This is a genomic window from Pseudoduganella aquatica, from assembly GCF_020865585.1.
GTDB classification, from domain to species: Bacteria; Pseudomonadota; Gammaproteobacteria; order Burkholderiales; family Burkholderiaceae_D; genus Rugamonas; species Rugamonas aquatica_A.
Genome location: NZ_CP086370.1, coordinates 1,991,699 through 2,015,757 on the forward strand (window position 1 = coordinate 1,991,699; position 24,059 = coordinate 2,015,757).

A 24,059-nucleotide genomic window follows, 5' to 3' on the forward strand; every position below is an offset into this window, starting at 1 on the left:
AAAAAAGGGGTCAGGGTTAATCAAATAATTAACCCTGACCCCATTTAGCGGTGGAGCAACTTAGTTATTTGGCGGCGGCTGCTGCAGCTGCGCCAGCGGCTGGACGGTTGACCCACAGGATCCAGTAGCGGGCCAGGTCGGCGCGGCCGTCGGCGCCTTGCACGGTTTCCAGTACTTTGATGGCGTCTTCTTTCTTACCGGCCATGGCGTAGGAGTAGCCCAGGCGCAGCTTGGCGTCGTCGGCGTTTTTCAGGCCGCCCTTGGCGATGCCTTGCTGGATCAGGTCGATACCTTTGTCGAACTGTTCCAGCGTGACGTAGGCGTAGCCCAGGTTGACCAGGCCGGTGCCGTCTTTCGATTTCTTGGCCGAGGCTTCGCCGCTGGCGATGTTTTTCACGTCGTCCGCAGCCTGCTTGTCGGCTTGCGCCTTGATTTTCTTGTGCTTGTCCGCGTTGCCGCCCACGCCCAGTACGCCGACGGCGTAGCCTGCGTCCATGGCTTTCTTCGCTTCGATCGGCTGGCCGGCCAGCAGCGCCAGTTCAGCCATTTCCATATAGTCTTCCTGCGACATCTTCGACACTGCCGCTTTTTCCAGGCGGTAGATGTCCAGCGCGAAGCGGGTCGAGTAGGTCGATTTGCCCTGGGTGCGGCTCAGCAGGTCGATCCAGTAGTCGTCGGTCGGGTAGTACTGCACCAGCTTCTCGACGGCGACCAGGTAGGTGGCGGTGTCCTTGGACTTGGCGCCGGTGTTGGCCAGCAGCTGCAGTTCTTCCAGCGACGGCGCTTTGCCGGCCTTGGTGTTGGCTTCCAGGTCCTTCAGCAGTTCGGCCTTGGCGGTGGCGAAGTCGTTGTTGAAGTAGTAGGCGCGCAGCACGTAAGGACGCAGCTTGGCGCTGTCGCCGGTGACTTCGGCGTACTTGTTAAAGGTGGCGATGGCTTTCGGATAGTCCTTGCCGTTGTAGTACAGATTGCCCAGCGCCTGGATGAAGTCGCCCTGGTCGGCTGCCGGCAGCTTGCCCGAGGCCAGTACCGCTTCCAGGCCCTGGATGGTCATGACGTTGTTGGCGGTGACCGAACCCAGCGACACTTTCATGCGGTTCAGCACGAACACTTCGTATGGGGTCAGGTTGGGCAGCGCTTCGGCCTGGGTGATGCGGTTCTGGACTTCGGCGTAATTCTTGGCGGTCATCAGCTCCTTGATCTGGGCCGGGTCCATCAGTTTGAACAGTTCAGGACGCACGGTGTCGGGCTTCGGTGCTTCCGGTGCGGGCGCGGCCTTCTCGGCGGCGTGCACGCCGGCCACCAGGGCCGGTGCGAAGTTCAGGCCGAGTGCGGCCACGATCAGGCTGGTACGTGCGAAACGAAACTTGGACATGGATAATCCTTCAATCTAAATAGAGACAAACGCGTATTCTCCCATAAATCGGGATAGGCGCCGGGTTTCAAAAGTGCGTGAATTGTAACCGCTGTTACACGGCGCGGGGATAGGCCAGGCCTTCCGTGTTGAACAGCATGCAGCGCGCGGCCGGCAGATGCAGGCGCACCGCAGCGCCGGGCGCGGCTTGCATGCCGTCGGCGGGCTGCTTGACGGCCGCCATGTCCGCCACGCCCGGCAGGGCCGCGTAGACGATGGACAGGTCGCCCAGGTTTTCGACGTGGCCCACGGCGGCGTCCACCAGGTTGTCCTCCGGCGGCAGCAGCTGGTCTTCCAGCACGGCGGCCCGGCGCAGCGCCACGTGCTCGGCGCGGATGCCGATGGTGACCGCGTCGCCGCGCTGGGCGTCGCCCGCCGCGCCGCCGCAGCCTTGCGCCGCCACTTCCACGATGGCGCCGCCGGCCAGCTGCACCGCCACGTAATGCGGCGCGGCCGCCAGCACCTCGCCGGGGATGAAGTTCATCTTCGGCGAGCCGAGGAAGCCCGCCACGAACAGATTGGCCGGGCTGTTGTACAGCTCCAGCGGCGTGCCCACCTGTTCGATGCGCCCGCCGTTGAACACCACGATGCGCTGGCCCAGCGTCATCGCTTCCACCTGGTCGTGCGTCACGTAGATCATGGTGGTTTTCAGCTCCTGGTGCAGGCGGCTGATCTCCACCCGCATCTGCACGCGCAGGCTGGCGTCCAGGTTGGACAGCGGCTCGTCGAACAGGAACACCTGCGGCTTGCGGACGATGGCGCGGCCTATCGCCACGCGCTGGCGCTGGCCGCCGGACAGCTCCTTCGGCTTGCGCTTGAGCAGGGGCGTGAGCTGCAGGATGGCGGCGGCGCGCTCCACCATCTGCTGCACCTCGGCCGGCTTGTGGCCAGCCAGCTTGAGGGCGAAGGCCATGTTCTCGTACACCGTCATGTGCGGATACAGCGCATAGGACTGGAACACCATGGCGATGCCGCGTTCGGCCGGCGCCACCTCGTTGGCCACGCGCTCGCCGATGCGCAGCTCGCCGCCGCTGATGCTTTCCAGGCCCGCGATCATGCGCAGCAGGGTGGACTTGCCGCAGCCGGACGGCCCGACGAAGACCACGAACTCGCCGTCGGCGATGTCCAGGTCCACGCCGTGGATGACGGGCTGCTTGGCGTCGTAGTGCTTGACGACGCCTTTCAGGCTGACACTGGACATGGGCTTAGCTCGCGGTTGCCGGCTCTTGCGCCGGCGCCGACGGTTCGGCCTTGCTCGCGCGCGAGACCATCGGTATCAGCTGCGACAGCACCGCCACAGGGATGGCCGAGAGCAGCACCCAGATAAAGAACTTCTGGTAGCCGAGCGCCAGCTGGATGGTGCCGCTCACGTACTTGAACAGCACAAAGCCGAGCTGCATCACGCCGGTGGAGAAGGCGTAGTGCGCGGTCTGGTATTTGCCCGGCGCGACCACCTGCATCATGTACAGGATGATGCCGACGAAGCCGAAGCCGTAGCCGAACATTTCGGCGCTCAGCGCCACGCCGATCACGGTGAGGTCGGTGGGCTGGTAGGTGGACAGGAAATAGAACGCCACATTGGGCAGGTTGACCGCCAAAATCAGCCACAGGATGGCGCGCTTGAGGCTGAGCCAGGAGGTGAAGTAGCCGCCCGCGATGGAGCCGACGATAAAGGCGATGGTGCCGGTGGTGCCGTACACGGCGCCCACTTCGGAGGTGCTCAGCCCCAGGCCGCCGAGGTTGCGCGCTTCGCGCAGGAACAGCGGGCCTATGGTCTGGATCTGCGCCTCGCCGGCGCGGAACAGGATGATGAACAGGATGGAGACCCAGATGCCCGGCTTGCTGACGTAGTCGATGATGACGTCCTTCAGCGTGCTGGCGATGCCGGCCGCCGTGGTGTCCGGCGCGACGACGTTCTTCGCCGGCGGCAGCGCCCAGCTGTGGTACAGGCCGAGCGCGATCATGGTGGCGGCCAGGATGCAGAAGATGATGGTCCAGGCGGGCACCACGCCCTGCGATTTTTCCAGGTAGCCGGCCAGGATCACCAGGCCGCCCAGCGAGATGAAGCGGCCGGCGTTGAAGAAGGTGCCGGTCCAGCCGGCGTATTCGGCCTGCTGCTTTTCGCTCAGGCTGGCGATGTACAGGCCGTCGCAGGCGATGTCGTGGGTGGCCGAGCAGATCGCCACCAGGGCCAGCACCGCCACGCAGGCGGACAGCCAGAACGGCAGCTGCAGCGCCAGCGCCACCAGACCCAGGCACACGCCGCCGGCCAGCTGGAAGCCGACCACGATGATCTTCTTGCTGCTGGCCAGTTCCAGGAAGGGACTCCACAGCGGCTTGAACACCCAGGCGAAGCCGATGTAGGCGGTCCAGTGCGCGATGTCGTCGTTCGGCACGCCCATGGACTTCAGCATCAGGCTGGCGATCAGCGCGACGGCGAAGAAGGGCAGGCCCTGCGCGAAATACAGCGTGGGGACCCAGGCTAGCGGGCTGCGGATGGCGGGTTTTTCCATGGTTGTGTCGTCCTGTCGTTGTTATTCCGGCGCCGGCACGGCGGGTTACGGCCTATGGCCTAACCCGCCCTACGGTTTGCGGTTATTGGTCATATCGTAGGGCGGGTTGGCGCGCAGAGCGCGCGTAAGCCGCCATGCCTGCCTTACTCGAAGCCGGGCACCGGGCAGCGGCCCTGCGCTTCCAGCTCGCCGGACAGCCAGGCGTTGACCGCTTCCAGCGCGGGCGCGGCAAAGCCGTAGGTCATCAGCGCGGGCGCGTCGATGTCGAGCGCCTGGTAGGGATTCCACAGCGCCAGGTGCAGGTCCGGCTTCCAGGTCGCGCGCGGCCGGGCGCCGTAGCGCAGGCGTGAAGTCGAGGCCAGCATGGTGTAGCGGCCGTCCTGCGGCAGGGTGGACCAGTCGAAGGCGTCGGCGTCGGAATAGGTGACCAGTTCCACGTCGTACAGCTTGCCCAGCGTGGCGGCCACCACGGCGGCCGGCACGCCCGCCTCGGACACGCCGTCGCTGACCACGTCCTGGCGCGCCACCAGGCGCACCTTGGCGCCGGCGGCCGGGCGCTGCGGATCGCCGCGCGCGCTCAGGCTGCGGCGCCAGCCCTCGGTCATCACCACGCGGTCGGCCGCGTCTTCCGTGTAGGCGCGCGGCGCGCAGGGATAGGCTTGCGCCAGCGCTGCCAGGCGCGCCAGGCGCTCGTCCACGGCGGACTGCGGCAGCGAGCCGTCGGCCAGCGCGGCGGCGATGGCGTCCAGCGTTTCATCCTGCGTTTCCGGGGTGCCCAGGGCCATCACCATGTCCGCGCCTGCCACCAGCGCGCGCACGGCGGCGTTGCCCACGCCGTAGCGGCCGGCGATGGCGTGCATGTCCATGCCGTCGGTGATGATCACGCCACGGTAGTTCCACTGCTTGCGCAGCAGGCCGTCCAGGATGGCGGGCGACATGGTGGCCGGATTATCGGCGTCGATGGACGGGTAGACGATGTGCGCCGTCATCATCGCCGGCGCCAGCGGGGCGGCCAGCTGGAAGGGCTTGAACTCGAAGTTCTCCAGCACGGACAAGGGCTTGTCCACGGTGGGCAGGTCGCGGTGCGAATCGACGTGGGTGTCGCCGTGGCCGGGGAAGTGCTTGACGCAGCAGGCCACGCCTTCGGCATGGCTGCCCGCCATCCAGGCCATGGCCAGTTCGGCGGCGCGCTGCGGCTCGGCGCCGAAGGAACGCTCTGCGATCACCGGGTTGTGCGGATTGTTGTTCAGGTCCAGCACCGGCGCGAAGTTCCAGTTGAAACCCAGCGACTTGACCGCGCGCGCCACGGCGGCGCCGGTGCGGTAGGCCAGGTCGGTATCGTCGGCCGCGCCCAGGCCCATGGCCGCAGGCGGCGCCGGCACCCAGGTCGAGCGCACCACGGCGCCGCCTTCCTGGTCGATGGCGATCAGCGCGTCCGGGCCCATCACGGCGCGCAGGTCGGCGGTGAGCTTGGCCAGCTGGACGGAGTCGGTCATGTTCCCGCGGAACAGGCACACGCCGCGTATGCTGTTGGTGCGGATGAAGTCAGCGGTGTCCGCATCCAGCACGGTGCCGGGGAAGCGGATCATAATCAGTTGACCGGCGATTTTGCGTAATTCCTGGTGATTCATTTGACTGCTCCGTCCATGCCGCGCATGAAATATCGTTGAGTGAAAAGGAAGGCTGCCAGCGTGGGCAGGATGGTGAGCACCGTGCCAGCGGCGATCACGCGGGTGCTGCTGCCGAAGGTGCCGCGCAAATACAGCACGCCCACCGACAGCGGAAACTCGTCAGGCTTGCTCATCACGATGGATGGCCAGATGTATTCATTCCATGCCTCCACCGCCGTCAGGATGCCGACCGTGGCCAGCCAGGGCGCGATCAGCGGCAGCATGATGCGGGTGAAGATGATCCACTCGGAGGCGCCATCCACGCGGGCCGCGTCGATCAGGTCCTGCGGCACCTCCTCGAAGGCCTGCTTGAGCAGCAGGATGGCGACCGCCGTCACGACGTTGGGCAGGATCACGCCGGCGTAGGTATCGACCAGGCTCAGTTTCGTGACGGTGATGAAGTTGACCAGGAAGTTCACCTCGGACGGCAGCACCAGCGTGGCCAGGATCAGGCCGAACACCAGGCGGCGGCCCTTGAAGTGCATGCGGGCCAGCGGATAGGCCGCCATGGAGCACAGCGCCAGTTTCCAGAACACCGTGAAGGCCGCGATCAGGACCGAGTTCTTGAAAAAGGCCAGGAAGGGGATGACGCGGAAGGCCTCCTCGAAGTTCTCCAGCGAAGGAGACTTGGGCCAGAAGGTGGGCGGGAAGGCGAAGATATTACCCTCGGTGGACAAGGCCGTCACCACTGTCCACCAGAAGGGGAACACGCACACCAGCGCGATGGCGCACAGCACGGCGTAGTGCAGGACGGTGCGGGTCTTCATTTCCGCCCCGGTTTCAGGTAGCGCAGGCACAGCATGGCGATGCCGACGCAGAAGACGGAGACCACGAAGCTCGCGGCCAGCGCGCGCGGCAGCTTCAGGTGCTTCAGGCCCTGGTCATAGGAGTAGTACAGCGCGGTGAAGGTGGAGTTCATCGGGCCGCCTTGCGTGAGCACGTCCACCTCCTGGTAAGCCTTCAGCGCGGCCAGCACGGACAGGATGGTGCAGACCATGATGGTGGGGCGCAGCATGGGCACGGTGATTTTCCAGAAGCGCTGCCAGCGGTTCGCGCCGTCGAGGATGGCGGCCTCCTGCATCTCGGCCGGGACGGCCTGCAAGGCGGCCAGGTACATCACCATATACCAGCCCAGGCCGCGCCACAGGGTGACGAACATGATGCAGAACAGGGCCAGGGTATCGTTCGACAGCCAGCCGATGGGGGCATCCACGAAGCGCAGCGCCATCAGCACATAATTGAGCGCGCCCTGCTCATGGAACATAAAGCCCCACATGATGCCGACCACGGACACGGTGGTCACGACGGGGACATAGAAGGCCGCCCGGAAGAGGCGGATGCCGGGCAGGCGGTTGTTGACCAGCACCGCCAGGCCGAGCGCGCCGACCTGCACGAAGGGCACCATGAGCAGGAACACCAGCGAGTTTTTCAGGCCGGTGACGAACATCTCGTTATCGAAGATATAGCGGAAATTATCCAGCCCCACCCACGACGTCGGGCGGATCAGGCTGTAATCGGTAAAGGCCAGATAAGAGCCGAAGCCCACCGGCCAGAACGAAAACGCCGCCAGCAAAACCAGCGCCGGCGCCAGGAACAGCCACGCCGTCAAAGTTGTCCGCCGCGCGCTCAAAACTGTTGCCCCACCGAAGCAGCCTGAGCCGCATTTTTTACCTCCGGGGTCAGACCCCACGCGCGCGCAATGCGGCTCAGCTCGTCTGCGTCCCAGAGTGAAGCCGCTGCCGTCGCGGGTAAAACTGTCGCTGCGGCAAGCCGCGCAGGGCCATTTTTTGCGTTCTGCGCGGAAACGAGCTGAGCCGCATTTTTTTCGCTTGGGGTCTGACCCCGGATGGGGGAAATGCGGCTCAGCTTGCTTTGGCGCGAGAGCTTTTTGTTCCAGATGGCGGCGGCGGCGTCGAGGGCTTGCTGGATGTCCTGGCGGCCGGTGACGCCGGCTTCGACGGCTTTCACCAGCGAGCGGCGCAGTTCGTCGTAGTCGGTCACGCCGGAGACGTAGAGCGTGTGCGAGTGCGGCATCGAGACGGCACCGGCGCTGACGGCTTTTTCGGCGGCGCCGGCCTTGGGCGGCACGGCCAGGAAGAACGGGTCGCGCGCCGCTTCGGCGGCGGCGGGGTAGACGCTGGCCAGCCTGGCGAACGCGAGCTGGTTCGCGTCGTTGGTCAGGTAGCGGGCGAACTCGCCTATCTGCGGCAGCAGTTTTTTGTCCACGCCGGCAGGCACGGCGAAGTGCACCAGCCAGCCGCCGTCGGCAATGCCGGTCGGTCCCAGCGGCGCGGGAGCCACGCCGGTCTTGGCGTAGATGTCTTTTGCATCGGTCTCGATGCGCTTCACCGCCGTGGGCGGCGCGAGCAGCATGCCGAGGCGGCCGCCTTTGTAGGCGTCAATCGCGGCGGGGAAATTGTCTTCGGCGAACAGGCTGTCTTTCAGCAGGCCGCCTGCCTTGTACGTTGCCGCCAGCTTGGCCACCAGCGCCACGTGCGCCGGCGAGTTGAAGGCGGCGCGGCCGTCTTTGATGACGGCCAGGCCTTGCTGCATCATCAGGCCGTCGATCTTGGACAGCGCGGGGCACAGTCCGGCCTTGCCGGTGCGCTGCGCGATCTGGCGCGCGAAGGCCAGCTGTTCGTCCAGGCTGTTCGGGGCGCGCGTCAGTCCTGCGGCCTTGAAGATGTCGGTGTTGTAGCTGATGACGGCGACGTTGCTGTACATCGGGAAGCCGTAGGTCTTGCCGCCGAAGGTGAGGTCTTCCAGCGTGCTGGCGAGGTAGCGGTGGCGCGCGCCTTGCAGCAGTTCGTCCACCGGCGTGAGCAGGCCGTCACGCGCGAATTCGTCGGCCCACGGCACGTTCAGGTTGACCAGCGCGGGCGGCGTGCCGGCCACGATGCGCGTCACCAGCTTGGTCTGGATAATGTCCCAGGGGAAGTCTACCCATTCGATCTTGATGCCGGGGTGCGTTGCTTCATAGCTGCGCGCCAGGCCTTCGAAGTAGGGCGTGAATTTGGGCTTCATGCTGAAGGTCCAGAATTCGATTTTCTGGATCGGCGGCACAGCCGCCGCCAGCGTTGCCGCGCCCAGGGCCATCAATGCTGTCAGCAGTAATTTGATTTTCATCGATGGTCCAGGGGCGGCGGGTTACGCGCTTTCAGCGCTAACCCGCCCTACGATGCTCCGCGAAACCGGGCGAGGCGTAGGGTGGGTTAGGCGCAGCCGTAACCCGCCAGTGTTTAGTTGGTCTTGGTGACTTTGCTGAGGTGGCGCGGACGGTCCGGGTCCAGGCCGCGCGCGGCGGACAGCTTGGCTGCCATCACGTAGAAGGCCTGGATCGCGACGATGGGGTCCAGGTCCGGCGTGGCGGCAACCGGCAGGGTCAGGTCGCGCTGGGCGACGTCGTCCGGTGCTGCCAGCAGCACGCGGGCGCCGCGGCCGCGCATTTCGTCGGCCAGGGCCAGCAGGCCTGCTTGCGTCGGGCCGCGCGTGGCGAAGATCAGCAGCGGGTAGCCTTCTTCGATCAGCGCCATCGGGCCGTGCTTGATCTCGGCGCCGCTGAACGCTTCGGCTTGCAGCGCCGAGGTTTCCTTGAATTTGAGCGCGGATTCCAGCGCCACCGGGAAGCTGATGCCGCGTCCCACCACCATGATGTTCTTGGCCGGGGCCAGCACTTCGAGGGCAGGCGACCAGTCGGCTTCGGTGGCCTTCAGCAGCGATTCGGGCAGTGCCTGCAGGCCGGCCAGCAGCTCGGGGTCGTTCTGCCATTGGGCCACCAGGCGCGCGCCGGCGACCAGCGAGGTGATGAAGCTCTTGGTGGCTGCCACGCTTTGTTCTTTGCCTGCGCGCAGCGGCATGGACCATTCGGCCGCTTCCGCCAAGGGGGAGGCTATGTCGTTCACCAGCGCCACGGTGGTGGCGCCGCCGTCGCGGAAGTAGCGGATAGGCTCGACCACGTCCGGGCTCTGGCCGGACTGCGATACGGCGATGGTCAGCGTGTCGCGCGTGATCAGCGGCGATTTGTGCAGCGTCACCAGCGACATCGGCAGCGAGGCCACCACGCGGCCCAGGCGCGCCATGATCAGGTAGGCGATGTAGTTGCAGGCGTGGTCGGAGCTGCCGCGCGCCACGGTCAGTGCGGTCGAGAAGGGCGTGCTCCTCAATTTGCGTCCCAGCTCCGCGTAGCGGTCAGCGTCGTTCGCCAGTTGCAGCGCGACGCATTCTGCGGCGGACAGGGCTTCTTTAAGCATCATTGAGGTCACAACGTTCTCCTTCGATATATACGGCTTTGAGTTTGAGATCCCGATCCAGCACCACCAGATCGGCATACGCGCCAGCCACCAGGCGGCCGCGTTCTTGCAGGCCGAGGTAGTCGGCAGCATGGGTTGAGACGCGGGCCGAGGCGTCCGCCAGGTCCAGTCCGAGTCCGACCAGGTTGCGCAGCGCCTGGTCCAGTGTGAGGGTGCTGCCGGCCAGCGTGCCGTCGGGCAGGCGCACGCCGCCCATGCACTTGTGCACGGTGTGCCGGCCCAGCATGTATTCGCCGTCCGGCATGCCGGTGGCGGCGGTGGAGTCGGTCACGCAGTACAGGCGCGGGATGGCGCGCAGCGCGGTCTTGATGGCGCCCGGATGCACGTGCAGCAGGTCCGGTATCAGTTCGGCGTATTCGGCGTGCGCCAGCGCGGCGCCCACCATGCCGGGCTCGCGGTGGTGCAGGCCGCTCATGGCGTTGAACAGGTGGGTGAAGCCGGCCGCGCCGTGCTCGAGGGCGGCCACGCCGTCTTCGTAGGAGCCCAGCGTGTGGCCGATCTGCACGCGCATGCCTTCGTCGGCCAGTTCGCGCACCAGGCCGAGGTGGCCGGCGATTTCCGGCGCGACGGTGATCACGCGCAGCGGCGCCATCGTCTCCAGGCGCTGCACTTCGGCCAGCGTGGCGGCGCGCGCGAAATTGGGCTGCGCACCGAGCTTGCCGGAGTTGATGTAGGGGCCTTCGAGGTGGGCGCCCAGCACGCGCGCTTCGTTCTTGCCGCGCTGGCGCACGGCTTTGCCGATGGCCGTCAGCGCCAGGTCGATGTCTTCCGGCGGCGCGGTCATGGTGGTGGCGAGCATGCTGGTGGTGCCGTGCCGCGCATGGATGCGGGCGATGGCGTGCACCGCGTCGCCGCCTTCCATCACGTCCTTGCCGGCGCCGCCATGCACGTGCAGGTCGATAAAGCCGGGGATAATGTAATCGTCGCCGTTCAGTTGCGGGTCGGCCGCTGCGCCTTGTATGCCGGCGATGCGTTCGCCGAAGGAGATTGCGCCGCTCAGCCAGCCGGCCGGGGTCAGGATATTGCCTTGGATCGTTACATCGCTCATCTGCGCGACTCCGCTACAAATTCATAATAATCGCTGCGGCAGTAGGAGTGCGTAAGCTCCACCGCTGCGCCGTTTTCCAAATAACTCACGCGTGTAATGTGCAGCATGGCGACACCAGGCTGGATATTGGCCAGCTTGGCTTGTTCCGTGGTGGCGTTGACCGCGCGGATGTGCTGCAGCGCGCGCATCGGCACCGTGCCGTTGGCTTCCAAAAAGCCGTACAGCGAACCGGTCACGCTGTGCGGGTTGGGCATGTAGGCGGCCGGGATGGTGGTGGTTTCTATCGCCATCACCACGTCGTCCGCCGTGCGCAGGCGCTTGAGGCGCGCCACCGGCATGTTGGGCGACAGCCCCAGCGACAGCAGTTCCAGCGGCGCGGCCACGCCGATCTCGCGCTGCAGCCAGCGCGAGCCGGCCGTGAAGCCGCGCTGGCGCAGCTCCTCGGAGAAGCTGGTCAGGCGCGACAGCGGCTGTTCCAGCTTGGGGGTGATGTAGGTGCCGGAGCCGCGCTTGCGGGTCAGCATGCCGCGGTCGCACAGCATGTCGATGGCCTTGCGCGCCGTGACCCGCGAGATGTCCAGCATGTCGGACAGCACGCGCTCGGACGGCAGGGCTTCGTTGGCGCGCCAGTCGCCGCTGGCGATGCCGTCGGACAGCTTGTTCGCCAGCTGCATGTACAGCGGCGTGTCGCTTTCGTGGTCCGGCCTGAAGTCGCTCAACTGGTCTAACACGGCTGCTCCCTGTTCAGGATTGAGGTTGGTTTTGCTGCAGGTGCTGCTGGATCAGCCGCAGCGCGCCGGCTGCGGAATCGCCCCGCGGCGCGACGATGCGGCGCAGCAGCTCGGACGGCAGGTAGCTGCGCAGCGGCTCGCCCAGCCCGCCGCACAGGGCGATCGGCAGCTTGCCGCCGGCGTCCAGCGCCTGTGCGATCAGGGCCACCTGGCGGCCCGCTTCGAGCAGGATGGCGCGCGCCACTTCGTCCGTGTCCGCATGCTGGAGCACGATGCGGGCCAGGTGCGCGTAGTGCGTCTGCGTGGCATTGGCCAGCCAGACCTGGATGGCGTTGCGTTCGCCGCCGCAGGCGTTGATGACGGACGCCGCGAAGGCGCCGCCTTCGGCGCGGCCGTCTATCACTTGCTGGATATGGTTGATGGCGCGCAGTCCTATCCAGGCGCCGCCGGCTTCGTCGCCGGCCGGGAAGCCCCAGCCGCCCACTTCCTTGCGGCTGCCGTCGGCCAGCAGGATCTCGCCCACGCTGCCGGTGCCGAGCGCGATGATGGCGCCGGGCTGGCCCTGGTGGGCGCCCAGCACGGTGGTGTAGGCGTCGGTTTCCAGCGCCACCGCCGCGTAGCCGGGATTGGCGGCCACGAAGTTGGCGGCCCACTGGCGGTTGTGCACGCCGGCCAGGCCGAGGCCGATGGCGATGCGCTCGCGCGCCGGGTAGTCCAGGCCGCTGGCCTTGAAGGCTTTGCCGGCCGCATCCTCCACCGAGGACCAGGCGTTCTTGATGCCGTGCAGCAGGCCGGAAGGGCCGCTGTCGCCTTCGCCCAGCGCGGCGCCGTTGCTGCGCATTAAACGCACCCTGGTACCGCTGCCGCCGCCGTCGACGCCGATTAGGAATTCGATCATGTTCATGTCTGTGTGAGGAGCTGTGGGGCACTATATGGTCGGCCAACCAGCTTGTCAACAGGTATTTAACTGGTATTGTATTTGAGTGAAGTGGACTTGCTTTCCAAGCCGACAATTGCGGCCTAAGTTATTGTTTTATAACGCAGAGTTATTTTGTGACGCGGACGGGGAATGTGGTCTTGAATAATGCCAATTTTGGCGGCTTAGGAGCAAGCCGTAACCCGCCGCACGGCCAAATGCAGAACGCCCGGCTCTGGGCCGGGCGTTCGGGTAAGTCGGGCTGGGCGGACCCGCAGGCCCGCCACCACCGTTAATTGTCGCGGCTGGGGCGGACGCCGCTGCGGTCTATCATCACCATGCGGGCGCCGTCCGCGCTGGAGGGTTTGCCTTCTGCGTTCAGCTTGCCCTGCACATTGACCCAGGCGGTGCCCGGGCCGCGCACCACCACGTCGGCCTGCTTGGCCACCAGGCCGCGCGCCTGCAGGTTGCCGGAGCCGGTCAGGCGGGCGTTCAGGTTGGCCGTGTTGCCGTCCAGATGGACCTGGCCGGGACCGCTCATGGTCACTTTCACGTCGCGGCATTCGGTGGTGGTTTTCAGTTCACCGGAGCCGCGCACTTCCGCGTCCAGCGTGTCGCTGACTTTTTTCAGGTAGATATTGCCGGGGCCGCGGTTGCGGGTGACGGCGCGCGCCACCACCAGGCCTTTGGCGTCCAGGTCGCCGGAGCCGTTCACTTCCGCGCTCAGCGTGTTGCTGCTGCCGGACAGTTCCACATTGCCCGAGCTGTCCAGGATCACGCGCACATTGTTGCTGGCCAGTCCGCGCGCGCTCAGGTCGCCGGAGCCATGCACTTCGGCGTCGAATTTCTTGATATTGCCTGCGATGCAGGCGTTGCCGGAGCTGCGCAGCATGGCGCTGGCGTTCTCCACCGACAAGTCGCAGGCTTCCAGGTCGCCGGAGCCGGAGATTTCGGCGCGGATTTCCTTGCTGCTGCCGCCCAGCGTCACGCTGCCGGAGCTGCGCATCAGCGCGTTGACGGTGTTGGTGTGCAGTTCCTGCGCTTCCAGGTCGCCGGAACCACTCAGTTCGGCGTTCAGGTCCAGGCTGATGGCGCCGGCCTGCACGTCGCCGGAACCGCTCATCTGCAGATTCATGCTGCCGGTTTTCAGGTGGCGCATGTCCAGGTCGCCGCTGCCGCCGGAGCGCACCACCAGGCTGCCCACGGCGCCGCTGGCGTCCACGTCGCCGGAGCCGCTGGCGGTCAGGGCGAACTGCGTGCCTTTGAGCTGGTCGGCGCGCACGTCGCCGCTGCCGGAGGCGATCAGGCTTTTCAGGCCGGCCGCGCTGATGCGCACGGTGGGCGGTTCCATGCTTTTGCCAAAGTGGAAGGAGAAGCCGTTGCGCTTGACGGGGCGCACGATCAGCGTGCCGTTCTCGACCACGGTTTCCAGGCCGTCCAGCTGCTTGCGGGTGCCGCGCACTTCCACGGCGCGGCCGCCGTCGTCCTTGATTTCCACGTTGTAGGGGCCGGCCAGTTCGATGGCCGTAAAGGCGGCCACGGGGCGCGACTCGGTGACATGGGCGTTGGCGGCGGGCGTGTCCGCGTGGCCGGGCAGGGCGATGGCGCCTCCCAGGGCGAGGGCGGTAACCAGGGCTGTTTGTTTGATCAGCTTATTCATATTGTTTTCACTGTAGTGGTTTGCCCGGAGGGGCGGGGAAGTGTGTGAACAATAAGATAAAAAGCGCGCGGCGGTGGGCGGAAAGGGACGAAAGCGCAAATTCGCGGGATCAACTGCAAAATAGCGGCGCTGAAATGCATGCGGCCCGCGATCGGGCCACAACCGGCCGCGCGGCCGGTCCGGGCCGGCTTATTTGGTGTAGAAGCTCAGGTCCTTGGACAGCGTGTTTTCATAGGTACGCACCGCTTCGGCGGCTTCGCGCTGGACTTCGGCGCGCGAGCGGCCGGCATCCTTTTTCGCCAGCGCGGCAGGCACGGCGGCGGCGGCGGCCGGGGTGGCGGCGCTGGCCAGCAACACGGGCGCAGGGCGGGCGGCGGCTTCAGCTTCGGCTTTGGGGGCGTCGGATGCGAATGCCGAGGAAGTGGCCAGAACGGTCAGGGCGGCGATCAGTTTCAGCGATTTCATGGTCTTGCTCCTTGTGGAAGTGTGGTGATGGGGTGTTTCCTCATCGATACTTGCCAGTGTATACAGCGGGATTGGGCAGAAAAAGACGCATAATCGCAATGCACAATTTTGTTGCTGGCAATAATCACCACCCTACAGCTTTTGCCGTTTCAGTCCGTAAAGTTGTGTAGCGGCATAGCCACTCAATTGCTGATGGCCACGCTTATAGCTGTCATAATGGCTGCAGAGCGACGCCGGCGGAGCGAATGCCAAGCCGGGAAGGAGAAAGAGCATGATCAAATACATAGGGACCAAGAAAACGAGTGAAGGCGGCATCCTCTATGTTTTCCTGATTAACGGCTTGCAGAAGGAGGTGCGGGAGAGCGCGCTCAAGCAATATCCGGGCTGCTACGATGCCTTGCCGGCCGCTGCCAAGGCCAAGATCAGCGCCAACCGCGCCTGGATGTCCAAAATCTAGCAATGCCGTCTTACACCCCACCGTCCGCGCTGCGCGCACTGGTGTTGAGCCTGCTGTTGGCCGCTTCGGCCGCGCAGGCCGCGCCGCCCACCACCTTTGGCACGGTCATCGGCAGCGGCCTGCTGTGCCGCGACGAAACCAGCAACCGTTTCTACTACGACTACATGGTCAAGTTCTTCGGGCCGCCCTACAAGCGCGAAGGCGGCGCTTGGTGGTTCCGCACCCAGGACGCGCGGCTGTGGGGCACCGAGATCGTGGAAGTGATCGTCAGCGACGACAGCTGGCCCATGGTGTTCGTCGGCGCGGTGGTTGAAAGCACGCCGGAAAAGCTGGAAGAAGCCATCATCGCCCAGGATGGGCTGCGGTATGCGAAAATTGACAGTTCGCGCTACCCGGTGCGGGAAGCCAAGCCCGGCAGCCGCATCGTGTATGCCGACCGCAGGGCGAAGATATACTGCGCCAAGTTCAAGCCGCTGCCGCCTGCCTTGCGCTGACGGCGGGCCTGCGCTGCGGTGGTGCTCATCCAGGGACTACATGTACACGCAATTTTTCAATCTGAAACAATCGCCGTTTTCCATCGCGCCCGACCCGCGCTATCTGTACATGAGCGAACGCCACCGCGAAGCGCTGGCGCACCTGCTGTACGGCGTTGGCAGCGGCGGCGGCTTCGTGCTGCTGACCGGCGAAATCGGCGCCGGCAAAACCACCGTGTGCCGCTGCTTCATGGAGCAGATTCCCGAGAATTGCCAGCTGGGCTATATCTTCAATCCCAAGCTGACGGTGGAGGAGCTGCTGCTGTCGGTCTGCGACGAGTTCCGCATCACGCTGCCGCCGCAGGGCGCGGGGGCGGTCAGCGTGAAGGGCTATGTGGACGCGATCAACCAGCACCTGCTGGCCAGCCACGCGCAGGGCCGCAACAATGTGCTGATTATCGACGAGGCGCAGAACCTGTCGGCCGACGTGCTCGAGCAGCTGCGCCTGCTGACCAACCTGGAGACCAGCGAGCGCAAGCTGCTGCAAATCATCCTGATCGGCCAGCCCGAGCTGCGGTCCATGCTGGCCCGGCCGGAGCTGGAGCAGCTGGCGCAGCGCGTGATCGCGCGCTATCACCTGGGCTCGCTGTCGGTGGAGGAAACCGGCAGCTATATCGGGCACCGGCTGGCGGTGGCGGGCGCGGTGGGCGTGGCGCCGTTCCCGGGCGGGCTGATGCAGCAGATCCACCAGCTGACGAAGGGCGTTCCGCGCCGCATCAACCTGCTGTGCGACCGCGCCATGCTGGGCGCCTACGTGGAAAACGCGCAGCAAGTCACGCGCAAAATCCTGCGGCGCGCCGCAGCGGAAGTGTTCGCCACCGAAACGGGCGCAGCGACCGTGGCGCGGCCATGGCTCCCCATCGCCGCCGGCGTCCTGGCCGGCGCCGTCCTCACCGCCATCGCCGCTTGGCAACTGATGCCGCATTCCGTGCCCATGGCGGGGCCAGGAACTGCCAATGTGGCAGGGTCAGGCGCCGCCAAAATGCCGCAATCCGGCGCCGTTGTGAATGGCGGCGCCGCCGCGCCGGGGTCAGGAGTCGCCAATTTGGCGGGGTCAGGCACCGTGGCGGCGACATCGGACGTGGCGTTGCGGCAGATGGCAGCGCTGTGGGGACAAACTGTTCCGTCCGGGGAGTTTTGCCCGGCGGCGGCGAAGCAGAATTTGCGCTGCCTGTTCGGCAAGGGCGGCCTGGATGATGTGCGCCTGCTGGACCGTCCGGTCGTGTTGAAGCTGATCGACGACCCAACCACGCCGCGCTTCGCGATGCTGACGGCGATGGACGGGCAGGGCGCCACGCTGGACATCGCGGGCAAACGCGAGACCGTGCGATTGGATGCGCTGGCCAGCCGCTTCGACGGCAGCTTCATTACGCTGTGGCGCGCGCCGCGCGGCTGGCGCGACGAGGTGTCGGCGGGCGATCACGGGCCGGACGTGGACTGGCTGGCCAAGCGGCTGGCGTCCCTGCACGGCGGCAAGCCGCCCCAGGAGAACCGCCCCATGGACGCGGAGACCCAGCGCCTGTTGCGCGAGTTCCAGCTCAGCCAGAATCTGAAGGCCGATGGCGTGGCGGGACCGAAGACTTTCATCAGGCTGAATCAGCTCGGCGGCGTGAATGAACCGCGCCTGCTGGCACCAGCAAAGCCCGGCGTTGCCGTGGCGGGGAAATAATATGTCGTACATTCTGGAAGCGCTCAAGAAGGCGCAGGCCGAACGCCAGCTGGGCGCCACGCCGACCATCCATGCGCCGACGCTCGATGCGGCCGTTCCGCGCGGCACAGGCGGCGCGCGCTGGAAGCCGCTGGCGCTGGCGGCCGGCGCCGTTGTAATCGTGGGCGCCGCCGTACTGCTTTGGCGCCAGCAGCCTGCGCCTGCCGTTCTGACCAGTGCGGCGCAAGTGGCAGCCACTGCACCTGTGGCGGCATCGCCTGCGCCTGTTTCTCAGCCTGTGCCGCCAGCCGCGCTGGATGCGCCCGCCGCAGCGCCGTCTGCTGCGGTGCCCTTGCCTTCCGCCGTGCCGCCTGCGCCGCCCGTTGCCGCTCCAGCGCAAGCGTCTGTTGCCCCGGCGCATCAGGCCGCGCCTGTGCCAGTCCCGGCTCCCGCGCCGCTGGCCCGGCCCGCTGCAAGCGCACCCGCCGCGCCGCAAGCGCAGATTGCTCCCGAGCCGGCAAAGGCGCAGCCTCCGGCACCCGCGCCGCGCGCCGCCGAAGCCCCCGAGGAACCCGTCCAGCTGCTGCGCGACCTGCCCGAACCTATCCAGCGCAGCATCCCGCAGATCACCATGGGCGGCTATATGTACTCGCGCAACCCCGCCGACCGCCTGGTGCTGATCGACAAAATCCTGCGCCACGAAGGCGAGGAGGTGGCTCCCGGCCTGGTACTCGAGAAACTGCTGCCCAAGGCCGCCATCTTCACCTTCAAAGGCTACCGCTACCGCGTGCCGTACTGAAAGAATCCCTGATGCATCCAGAACATCCCCCGCTCCCCGGCAATGTCGTCGGCATCGTCGGCACTTCGGGCAGCGGCAAGACCACGCTGCTGGAGTTTCTGGTGGCGCAACTGGCAGCGCAAGGCTTGCGCGTCAACGTCATCAAGCATAGCCATCATGACCTGGAACTGGAGCCGCCGCGCAAGGATTCCGCCCGCCTGCGCATGGCGGGCGCGGCCGAAGTGATGGTGGCGTCGCCATTCCGTTTCGCCATTATCCAAGAGCTGCGCGGCGCGCCCGAGCCCACGCTGGACGAGCAGTTGGCCCGCCTGGCGCCAGCCGACCTGACCCTGGTTGAAGGCTTCAAGTCCTATCCTTTCGACAAGCTGGAGGTCTACCGCCCGGACACTGGCCGCGCGCCCCTGTATCCGGCCGACCCGAACATCGTGGCGGTCGCCTCCGACCAGCCTGCGCCCCCTGGATTGCGCGATGGCCTGGCCTGGCTGGACCTGAACCATCGCCCCACCATCCTGGCCTGGCTGGCCCAGCGCATAAAAATTATTTCACCGGCGGCCTAAAGCTTGCAAAAAAACGTCCGTAAACAGGGGATAGCCCATAGTGGAGGAAGTCATGGACGTTACAGGAATTGCCCGGTTGGCAACCAGCATTGCCGATACCGGCACCAAGCAAGACGTGGCTGTGGCCGTGCAGAAAAAAGCCCAGGACATCCAGGCTTCCAGCGCGCAGGCGCTGATTGAAGCGATCCCGCCCGTACCCAAGGCGTCGAATCTGCCTTCGAATCTCGGCAACACCATCAACACCACCGCGTAGTATCCGGCGGCACCCTGCCTGCTTGCGGGCAGGCGCGCCCGCTATTGTTTGCAAACGCAAAAAAAGTTTCACAATCTCTTCAAAATCACGTCAACAGATTCCCGGCGTGCGGCGTTAATGCCCTACGTAGGAATTCTTACGGACAACATCGAGGGAACACCAAATGAAGAAACTGATCGCCGCTGCTATCGCCGCCACCTTCGCCATGGGCACCGCTTTTGCACAGGCGCCTGTCGCCGCCGCTGAACCTGCTGCCGCTCCAATGCACAAGAAAGCCGTGCACAAGAAGGCAACGCACAAGAAAGCCGCACACAAAAAGGCCAAAAAAGCAGCACCAGCCGCTTAATGTCCTGACGCGCCCCGCGCGCACCAGCTAGCCCGGATTCACTGCCTCGGTGACTCCGGGCTTTTTCTTTTTGTAAATCTAAAAAAATGTGTAAGGATGCTGGCACAGTGCGCGACTATGCTTCAGCCGCAGATTTCTGCGCACTGGAAACGATAACTTACCCAAAGGAGATACACATGAACAAGCGTCAAGCCCTGATCGCCGCAGCCCTGGCAACCGTCTGCAGCGCCGCTTCCGTTAGCGCCTCGGCAGGCATGGAACCAGCCGGCGACAAGGAAAAATGCTTCGGCGTGGTCAAAGCCGGCCAGAATGATTGCGCTTCGTCCAACGGCTCGCATTCCTGCGCCGGACAAGCCAAGGCCGACAACGCGCCGACCGAGTGGAAGTACGTGGCCAAGGGCACGTGCGAAAAAGCCGGCGGCAAGACCACCGCGCCAGCCAAGTAATCACCTGCGGACCACGGAGCCCTCGCCATGCCGCACAGCGCCCATCCGGCCCATGCCCTGGGCGCCGGCGTCGGCCTGAGGGCGCCGCATTACCGCCAGTTCCTGGAGCAGCGGCCGCGCGCCGGCTGGCTGGAAGTCCACACCGAGAACTATCTCGACCAGGGCGGATGGGACTGGCATGTGCTGCAGGAATTGCGGCGCGACTATCCGCTCAGCTTGCATGGCGTGGGGCTGGGACTGGGTTCTGCGCGCGGCTTTTCCGAGCAGCATCTTGAGCGTGTGCGGGTGCTGGTGCGGGCGGTGCAGCCGGCGCTGGTGTCCGAGCATTTGAGCTGGGGCGCGGTGTTCGGGCGGCATTTGAACGACCTGCTGCCGCTGGCGCTCAACGCCGCCGCGCTGGACTTGCTCAGCGAGCGCGTGCATCGCGTGCAGGACAAGCTGCAGCGCAGGATATTGCTGGAAAACGTGTCCACCTATGTGCGCTTCCGCGACGATGCGATGAGCGAGGCGGAGTTTTTGGCAGCCTTGGCGCGGCGCACCGGTTGCGGGCTGCTGCTGGACATCAATAATCTGTATGTGAATCAATGCAACCACGGCGAGGACGCGCTGGCCGCCATCGCCGCGATTGCGCCGGGCACGGTGGGCGAGTTCCACCTGGCCGGTCACCTGGCGACACCGGACGCGGTGATCGACCACCACGGCGCGCAAGTCGCCGCGCCCGTCTGGGTCTTGTACGAGGCGGCCCTGCGCCGCTTCGGCCCGCTGCCCACGCTGATTGAGTGGGATACCGATATTCCTGCGCTGGACGTGCTGCTGGCCGAAGCGGACAAGGCCGCCGCCATCGCCGAGCGCGTGGCGGCAGGGCAGGGTGCTGGTGCCGCCGGTAGCGCCGGCGTAAGCTTTGCGCCGCTGCAAGCGGCGCCTGCCGCCGCCTCTGCCGATGGCGACGCGCTGGCCGCCTCTCAGCAAGCCTTCGCCGCCGGCCTGCTCAACATTGCCGAGTCCGCCCCGGCGCTGGCGGCCTTCCAGGGCGAGGGCAAGGAGCATGGCTACGCCCTGTATCGCGGCAACCTCACCGTCACCTGGCGCAAGACTTTATCCAGCGCCTACCCGGTGATCGCGCAACTGGTGGGCGAGGAATTCTTCGACGCGCTGAGTGCCGAATACGGCCGCGCCCACCCGTCCTCCAGCGGCGACCTGAACCAGTTCGGCGCCGAATTCGCCAGTTTCCTGCGCACCTTCCCGCACACGGCCGAGCTGCCTTACCTGCCCGACATGGCCCGCCTGGAATGGTCGCTGCACCGCGCCCATTACGCCGCCGACGCGCCCGCCATGACCGCCGCCGATCTGGCCGCCGTGCCACCCGAAGCAATCGAGGACGCCTGTCTGGCGCTGCGGCCAGCGTGCATCCCGCTCGCCTTCGATTACAGCGTGGTGCAGCTATGGCAAGCCCATCAGCCCGATGGCCCGCCGTTCCCCGGGGTGATGGAAGCGCCCAGCCATGCGCTGATCGCCCGCCCGCGCTGGAAGACGGAAGTGCTGCCCCTGAGTCCGGCCAGCCACGCCGCCTTGGCCGTGCTGCACGGCGGCGGCAACTTCGGCGCCGCGCTGGATGCCTCCTTCGATATCGACGAAACCTTCGACGTTGCCGCGCATTTGCAGCAATGGCTGGAGCACGCCGTGTTCAGCACCATAGCTTGAACCCGCAGCTCCGGCTGCCTCCCGACTGAAACGAGACCAACATGAAAAATCTGTTTGCATTGCATCGCCTGTCCACCCGCTACGACGCCGCGCTGAGCGACTGGGGCGGCTCCGTGGCCAGCCTGGCGCTGCGCCTGTACGTGGGCTGGCAGTTCATGAAAGCCGGACTGGCCAAGCTGAACGACTGGAGCGCCACGCTGGCGCTGTTCCACGACGAATACAAAGTGCCGCTGTTGCCGCCGGACTTGGCCGCCTACATGGGCGCGGGCGGCGAACTGGTGCTGCCGCTGCTGCTGTTCGTAGGATTGTTTTCGCGCCCGGCGGCGCTGGCGTTGTTCTTTGTCAACGCGGTGGCGGTGCTGTCCTACCCGCAGCTGTTCAGTTTTGAATGCCCGGCCGCGGTCAACGACCATTTCTTCTGGGGCGTGATGCTGCTGGTGCTGGTGGCGTTCGGGCCGGGCCGCTTTTCGCTGGACTCGCTGATTGCGCGCCAGCGCCAGGGCCGGATTTAGCGGAAGGCGCGCATCAGCTTGGCCTCGCCGCTGATGTCGTGGAATTGCAGGTTGGCGGAGTGGGTGGCGGCGATCATGCGGGCCAGTTGCGCGTCTTCAAACCGCGCCAGTTCTTCGGTGGCGGCCAGCAGCGCCTGGGTGAGTTTGGCGCGCGCGCTCTGGTACAGCGCGCTGGTGCACTGGTCGGTATTTTTCAGGAGTTCTTCCGCGTTCTCGATGACCTGCCGCAAATCGCCGATCAGGCGCTCCTGGTTTTGCAGCTTCTGTTCAGGGCCGTCCATGGCGCCTCCCCCTCCAGCTGGTTGAGCACTATTTTGCGGAACAGGCACGGCCCGTCCCGCTTTCAGCTTAGCGGCAGATTGCTCAAATGCAAGTAAATTTGCTCTATCAAGCGCCGTCCGCACCGCTGTCGCCGAGAACGCTGATGCGCACATCGCCTACGCTTACTTGCTGGCCTGCGCGTATTTTGCAGGTCTTGCGCAACTCCTGCTTGCCGTCGACCTTCACCTGGCCGCTGGCCACCAGCACCTTGCCGGCGCCGCCGCTGTCGCACAGGCCGACATTCTTCAACAGCTGGTTCAATTCGATGAATTCCGACGTCAGTTCAAAACTAACCTTTTGCATTTATTTTATCCTCAGTCGCGATGACTTGTAGTTCAGTTATTAAAAAAATCACCCATGGGCGTTGGGTTGCGTCATCTCCAGCGGAACTATCCACCGTTCAAACTGTTCGGCGCTGACAAAACCCAGCGCCAGCGCCGCTTCCTTCAGCGTTGTGCCCTCATGCTGCGCTTTCTTGGCGATTTGCGCGGCGCGATCATAGCCGATATGCGGCGCCAGCGCAGTGACCAGCATCAGCGAACGCTCCATCAGCTCGCTGATACGGCCCAGATTGGGCTCTATGCCCTGGGCGCAATGGTGATCGAAGCTGCGCATGCCATCGCCCAGCAGGCGCGCGCTTTGCAGGAAGTTGTGCGCGATCAATGGCTTGTAGACGTTCAGCTCGAAATTGCCCGAGGCGCCGCCGACGGTAATGGCCACGTCGTTGCCGAACACCTGGCAGCACAGCATGGTAACGGCTTCGCACTGGGTAGGGTTGACCTTGCCTGGCATGATGGAGCTGCCCGGTTCGTTTTCCGGGATGGTGATCTCGCCGAGGCCGGAGCGCGGACCGGACGCCATCCAGCGCACGTCGTTGGCGATTTTCATCAGCGCGGTCGCCAGGGTTTTCATGGCGCCGTGGGCCGCCACCAGCGCGTCGTGCCCGGCCAGCGCGGCGAATTTATTGTCGGCGGTCTGGAACGGCAGCTGCAGGCGGTCCGCCAGCTCGGCTGCGATGCGGGTGGCGTATTCCGGATGCGCGTTCAGGCCGGTGCCCACCGCCGTGCCGCCGGCGGCCAGTTCCAGCAGCGGGGGCAGGGCGGCGGTGATGCCCAGGTCCGCGTAGTCCAGCTGCGCCACATAGCCGGAAAATTCCTGGCCCAGGGTCAGCGGCGTGGCGTCCTGCAAATGGGTGCGGCCGATCTTGACGATGCCGGCGAAGGCCTTGGCCTTGGCGTCCAGCGTGGCGCGCAGGTCGCGCAGCGCCGGCAGCACGGTGTGCGCCAGCGCGTTGGCCGAGGCGACGTGGATGGCGGTGGGGAAGATGTCGTTGGACGACTGGCCCATGTTCACATGGTCGTTCGGGTGCAGCAAGCGCTTTTCGCCGCGCTCGCCGCCCAGGATCTCGGAGCCCCGGTTGGCCAGCACCTCGTTCATATTCATATTGGACTGGGTGCCGGAACCGGTTTGCCACACGGCCAGCGGGAATTCGCTTGGGTGCTTGCCCGCCAGCACCTCGTCGGCCGCCTGGGTGATGGCGCCGGCCTTGGCTTCGTCCAGCAGGCCCAGGTCCAGGTTGACGCGCGCGGCGGCGCGCTTGACGCTGGCCAGCGCATGGATCAGCTCGGGCGGCATGCGTTCGGTGGAGATGGCGAAGTGTTCCAGCGAGCGCTGGGTTTGCGCGCCCCACAGCTGCCCGGCGGGGACGTCGATAGGTCCAAAACTGTCGCGCTCGGTACGGATGCTCATGGATGCCTCT

At 65.7% G+C, this 24,059-nt stretch carries 26 protein-coding genes; 10 read left to right on the forward strand and 16 right to left on the reverse strand.

Annotation, left to right across the window (positions count from 1 at the left end):
* Positions 1–64 precede the first annotated feature (64 nt).
* The 13 genes from KT882_RS08760 to KT882_RS08820 form a co-directional block, all read right to left on the reverse strand.
* Positions 65–1,375 (reverse strand): tetratricopeptide repeat protein, encoded by a 1,311-nt coding sequence (locus tag KT882_RS08760; RefSeq protein ID WP_228895345.1) that lies wholly within the window; start codon positions 1,373–1,375, stop codon positions 65–67.
* Between the two features lie 94 nt (positions 1,376–1,469).
* The gene (locus tag KT882_RS08765; RefSeq protein WP_161072451.1) at positions 1,470–2,615 is read right to left on the reverse strand and encodes an ABC transporter ATP-binding protein; all 1,146 of its coding nucleotides are present in this window, start codon (positions 2,613–2,615) and stop codon (positions 1,470–1,472) included.
* Positions 2,616–2,619: 4 nt separating this feature from the next.
* Complete coding sequence (locus KT882_RS08770) at positions 2,620–3,927, reverse strand: MFS transporter (RefSeq protein ID WP_161072450.1); 1,308 nt, start codon at positions 3,925–3,927, stop codon at positions 2,620–2,622.
* Positions 3,928–4,070: 143 nt separating this feature from the next.
* Positions 4,071–5,558 (reverse strand): beta-N-acetylhexosaminidase, encoded by a 1,488-nt coding sequence (gene nagZ / locus KT882_RS08775; protein ID WP_228895347.1) that lies wholly within the window; start codon positions 5,556–5,558, stop codon positions 4,071–4,073.
* Positions 5,555–6,364 (reverse strand): carbohydrate ABC transporter permease, encoded by an 810-nt coding sequence (locus KT882_RS08780; RefSeq protein WP_161072448.1) that lies wholly within the window; start codon positions 6,362–6,364, stop codon positions 5,555–5,557. The genes nagZ and KT882_RS08780 overlap by 4 nt, the downstream gene beginning before the upstream one ends.
* Positions 6,361–7,206 carry a carbohydrate ABC transporter permease gene (locus KT882_RS08785; protein ID WP_228895349.1) on the reverse strand — a complete coding sequence of 282 codons (846 nt, stop codon included), beginning with the start codon at positions 7,204–7,206 and terminating at the stop codon, positions 6,361–6,363. The genes KT882_RS08780 and KT882_RS08785 overlap by 4 nt, the downstream gene beginning before the upstream one ends.
* Positions 7,207–7,223: 17 nt before the next feature.
* Positions 7,224–8,723, reverse strand: a complete 1,500-nt coding sequence (locus tag KT882_RS08790; RefSeq protein ID WP_228895351.1) for an ABC transporter substrate-binding protein — start codon at positions 8,721–8,723, stop codon at positions 7,224–7,226.
* A 113-nt stretch (positions 8,724–8,836) separates the two neighbouring features.
* Positions 8,837–9,850: an SIS domain-containing protein gene (locus KT882_RS08795; RefSeq protein ID WP_161072446.1), complete on the reverse strand. Its 1,014-nt coding sequence runs from the start codon at positions 9,848–9,850 to the stop codon at positions 8,837–8,839.
* A complete protein-coding gene (gene nagA / locus KT882_RS08800; protein ID WP_161072445.1) occupies positions 9,840–10,955 on the reverse strand; it encodes an N-acetylglucosamine-6-phosphate deacetylase in 1,116 nt (371 codons plus the stop codon). The genes KT882_RS08795 and nagA overlap by 11 nt, the downstream gene beginning before the upstream one ends.
* Positions 10,952–11,686 carry a GntR family transcriptional regulator gene (locus KT882_RS08805; RefSeq protein WP_161072444.1) on the reverse strand — a complete coding sequence of 245 codons (735 nt, stop codon included), beginning with the start codon at positions 11,684–11,686 and terminating at the stop codon, positions 10,952–10,954. The genes nagA and KT882_RS08805 overlap by 4 nt, the downstream gene beginning before the upstream one ends.
* A gap of 13 nt (positions 11,687–11,699) precedes the next feature.
* Positions 11,700–12,584: a BadF/BadG/BcrA/BcrD ATPase family protein gene (locus KT882_RS08810; RefSeq protein WP_161072443.1), complete on the reverse strand. Its 885-nt coding sequence runs from the start codon at positions 12,582–12,584 to the stop codon at positions 11,700–11,702.
* A 310-nt stretch (positions 12,585–12,894) separates the two neighbouring features.
* Positions 12,895–14,262, reverse strand: a complete 1,368-nt coding sequence (locus KT882_RS08815) for a GIN domain-containing protein (protein ID WP_228895353.1) — start codon at positions 14,260–14,262, stop codon at positions 12,895–12,897.
* Between the two features lie 189 nt (positions 14,263–14,451).
* Positions 14,452–14,727 carry a hypothetical protein gene (locus tag KT882_RS08820; RefSeq protein WP_228895355.1) on the reverse strand — a complete coding sequence of 92 codons (276 nt, stop codon included), beginning with the start codon at positions 14,725–14,727 and terminating at the stop codon, positions 14,452–14,454.
* Positions 14,728–14,998: 271 nt separating this feature from the next.
* Here KT882_RS08820 and KT882_RS08825 point away from each other — a divergent pair, with 271 nt between their 5' ends.
* From KT882_RS08825 to KT882_RS08870, 10 genes are all read left to right on the forward strand, one after another.
* The gene (locus KT882_RS08825) at positions 14,999–15,184 is read left to right on the forward strand and encodes a hypothetical protein (RefSeq protein ID WP_161072440.1); all 186 of its coding nucleotides are present in this window, start codon (positions 14,999–15,001) and stop codon (positions 15,182–15,184) included.
* Positions 15,185–15,186: 2 nt separating this feature from the next.
* Positions 15,187–15,678, forward strand: coding sequence for a hypothetical protein (locus tag KT882_RS08830; RefSeq protein WP_228895356.1), 492 nt, complete (start codon positions 15,187–15,189; stop codon positions 15,676–15,678).
* 40 nt (positions 15,679–15,718) lie between these two features.
* Positions 15,719–17,386, forward strand: a complete 1,668-nt coding sequence (locus KT882_RS08835) for an AAA family ATPase (protein ID WP_161072438.1) — start codon at positions 15,719–15,721, stop codon at positions 17,384–17,386.
* A 1-nt stretch (position 17,387) separates the two neighbouring features.
* Positions 17,388–18,164 (forward strand): general secretion pathway protein GspB, encoded by a 777-nt coding sequence (locus tag KT882_RS08840; RefSeq protein ID WP_161072437.1) that lies wholly within the window; start codon positions 17,388–17,390, stop codon positions 18,162–18,164.
* Positions 18,165–18,175: 11 nt separating this feature from the next.
* Positions 18,176–18,721, forward strand: coding sequence for a molybdopterin-guanine dinucleotide biosynthesis protein B (gene mobB, locus KT882_RS08845; RefSeq protein WP_228895358.1), 546 nt, complete (start codon positions 18,176–18,178; stop codon positions 18,719–18,721).
* 76 nt (positions 18,722–18,797) lie between these two features.
* On the forward strand, positions 18,798–18,974 hold the full coding sequence (locus KT882_RS08850) for a YjfB family protein (protein WP_228895360.1): 177 nt from the start codon (positions 18,798–18,800) through the stop codon (positions 18,972–18,974).
* A gap of 163 nt (positions 18,975–19,137) precedes the next feature.
* Positions 19,138–19,320 (forward strand): hypothetical protein, encoded by a 183-nt coding sequence (locus KT882_RS08855; protein WP_228895362.1) that lies wholly within the window; start codon positions 19,138–19,140, stop codon positions 19,318–19,320.
* Positions 19,321–19,496: 176 nt separating this feature from the next.
* Complete coding sequence (locus KT882_RS08860; RefSeq protein ID WP_161072433.1) at positions 19,497–19,766, forward strand: BufA1 family periplasmic bufferin-type metallophore; 270 nt, start codon at positions 19,497–19,499, stop codon at positions 19,764–19,766.
* A gap of 27 nt (positions 19,767–19,793) precedes the next feature.
* The gene (gene bufB / locus KT882_RS08865; RefSeq protein ID WP_228895364.1) at positions 19,794–21,467 is read left to right on the forward strand and encodes an MNIO family bufferin maturase; all 1,674 of its coding nucleotides are present in this window, start codon (positions 19,794–19,796) and stop codon (positions 21,465–21,467) included.
* Between the two features lie 41 nt (positions 21,468–21,508).
* Positions 21,509–21,979 carry a DoxX family protein gene (locus tag KT882_RS08870; protein ID WP_228895366.1) on the forward strand — a complete coding sequence of 157 codons (471 nt, stop codon included), beginning with the start codon at positions 21,509–21,511 and terminating at the stop codon, positions 21,977–21,979.
* Here the strand turns inward: KT882_RS08870 and KT882_RS08875 are convergent.
* From KT882_RS08875 to fumC, 3 genes are all read right to left on the reverse strand, one after another.
* On the reverse strand, positions 21,976–22,260 hold the full coding sequence (locus KT882_RS08875) for a DUF883 domain-containing protein (protein WP_161072430.1): 285 nt from the start codon (positions 22,258–22,260) through the stop codon (positions 21,976–21,978). The genes KT882_RS08870 and KT882_RS08875 overlap by 4 nt on opposite strands.
* A 106-nt stretch (positions 22,261–22,366) precedes the next feature.
* Positions 22,367–22,603: an RNA-binding S4 domain-containing protein gene (locus tag KT882_RS08880; protein ID WP_161072429.1), complete on the reverse strand. Its 237-nt coding sequence runs from the start codon at positions 22,601–22,603 to the stop codon at positions 22,367–22,369.
* Positions 22,604–22,651: 48 nt separating this feature from the next.
* Positions 22,652–24,049 carry a class II fumarate hydratase gene (fumC, locus tag KT882_RS08885; RefSeq protein ID WP_161072428.1) on the reverse strand — a complete coding sequence of 466 codons (1,398 nt, stop codon included), beginning with the start codon at positions 24,047–24,049 and terminating at the stop codon, positions 22,652–22,654.
* Positions 24,050–24,059 lie beyond the last annotated feature (10 nt).

Bases quoted from the DNA above. Each gene is read 5' to 3' on its own strand.
- KT882_RS08760 (WP_228895345.1), bottom strand. From the start codon at position 1,375: ATGTCCAAGTTTCGTTTCGCACGTACCAGCCTGATCGTGGCCGCACTC.
- KT882_RS08765 (WP_161072451.1), bottom strand. From the start codon at position 2,615: ATGTCCAGTGTCAGCCTGAAAGGCGTCGTCAAGCACTACGACGCCAAG.
- KT882_RS08770 (WP_161072450.1), bottom strand. From the start codon at position 3,927: ATGGAAAAACCCGCCATCCGCAGCCCGCTAGCCTGGGTCCCCACGCTG.
- nagZ (WP_228895347.1), bottom strand. From the start codon at position 5,558: ATGAATCACCAGGAATTACGCAAAATCGCCGGTCAACTGATTATGATC.
- KT882_RS08780 (WP_161072448.1), bottom strand. From the start codon at position 6,364: ATGAAGACCCGCACCGTCCTGCACTACGCCGTGCTGTGCGCCATCGCG.
- KT882_RS08790 (WP_228895351.1), bottom strand. From the start codon at position 8,723: ATGAAAATCAAATTACTGCTGACAGCATTGATGGCCCTGGGCGCGGCA.
- KT882_RS08795 (WP_161072446.1), bottom strand. From the start codon at position 9,850: ATGATGCTTAAAGAAGCCCTGTCCGCCGCAGAATGCGTCGCGCTGCAA.
- nagA (WP_161072445.1), bottom strand. From the start codon at position 10,955: ATGAGCGATGTAACGATCCAAGGCAATATCCTGACCCCGGCCGGCTGG.
- KT882_RS08810 (WP_161072443.1), bottom strand. From the start codon at position 12,584: ATGATCGAATTCCTAATCGGCGTCGACGGCGGCGGCAGCGGTACCAGG.
- KT882_RS08815 (WP_228895353.1), bottom strand. From the start codon at position 14,262: ATGAATAAGCTGATCAAACAAACAGCCCTGGTTACCGCCCTCGCCCTG.
- KT882_RS08820 (WP_228895355.1), bottom strand. From the start codon at position 14,727: ATGAAATCGCTGAAACTGATCGCCGCCCTGACCGTTCTGGCCACTTCC.
- KT882_RS08825 (WP_161072440.1), top strand. From the start codon at position 14,999: ATGATCAAATACATAGGGACCAAGAAAACGAGTGAAGGCGGCATCCTC.
- KT882_RS08830 (WP_228895356.1), top strand. From the start codon at position 15,187: ATGCCGTCTTACACCCCACCGTCCGCGCTGCGCGCACTGGTGTTGAGC.
- KT882_RS08835 (WP_161072438.1), top strand. From the start codon at position 15,719: ATGTACACGCAATTTTTCAATCTGAAACAATCGCCGTTTTCCATCGCG.
- KT882_RS08840 (WP_161072437.1), top strand. From the start codon at position 17,388: ATGTCGTACATTCTGGAAGCGCTCAAGAAGGCGCAGGCCGAACGCCAG.
- mobB (WP_228895358.1), top strand. From the start codon at position 18,176: ATGCATCCAGAACATCCCCCGCTCCCCGGCAATGTCGTCGGCATCGTC.
- KT882_RS08855 (WP_228895362.1), top strand. From the start codon at position 19,138: ATGAAGAAACTGATCGCCGCTGCTATCGCCGCCACCTTCGCCATGGGC.
- KT882_RS08860 (WP_161072433.1), top strand. From the start codon at position 19,497: ATGAACAAGCGTCAAGCCCTGATCGCCGCAGCCCTGGCAACCGTCTGC.
- bufB (WP_228895364.1), top strand. From the start codon at position 19,794: ATGCCGCACAGCGCCCATCCGGCCCATGCCCTGGGCGCCGGCGTCGGC.
- KT882_RS08870 (WP_228895366.1), top strand. From the start codon at position 21,509: ATGAAAAATCTGTTTGCATTGCATCGCCTGTCCACCCGCTACGACGCC.
- KT882_RS08875 (WP_161072430.1), bottom strand. From the start codon at position 22,260: ATGGACGGCCCTGAACAGAAGCTGCAAAACCAGGAGCGCCTGATCGGC.
- KT882_RS08880 (WP_161072429.1), bottom strand. From the start codon at position 22,603: ATGCAAAAGGTTAGTTTTGAACTGACGTCGGAATTCATCGAATTGAAC.
- fumC (WP_161072428.1), bottom strand. From the start codon at position 24,049: ATGAGCATCCGTACCGAGCGCGACAGTTTTGGACCTATCGACGTCCCC.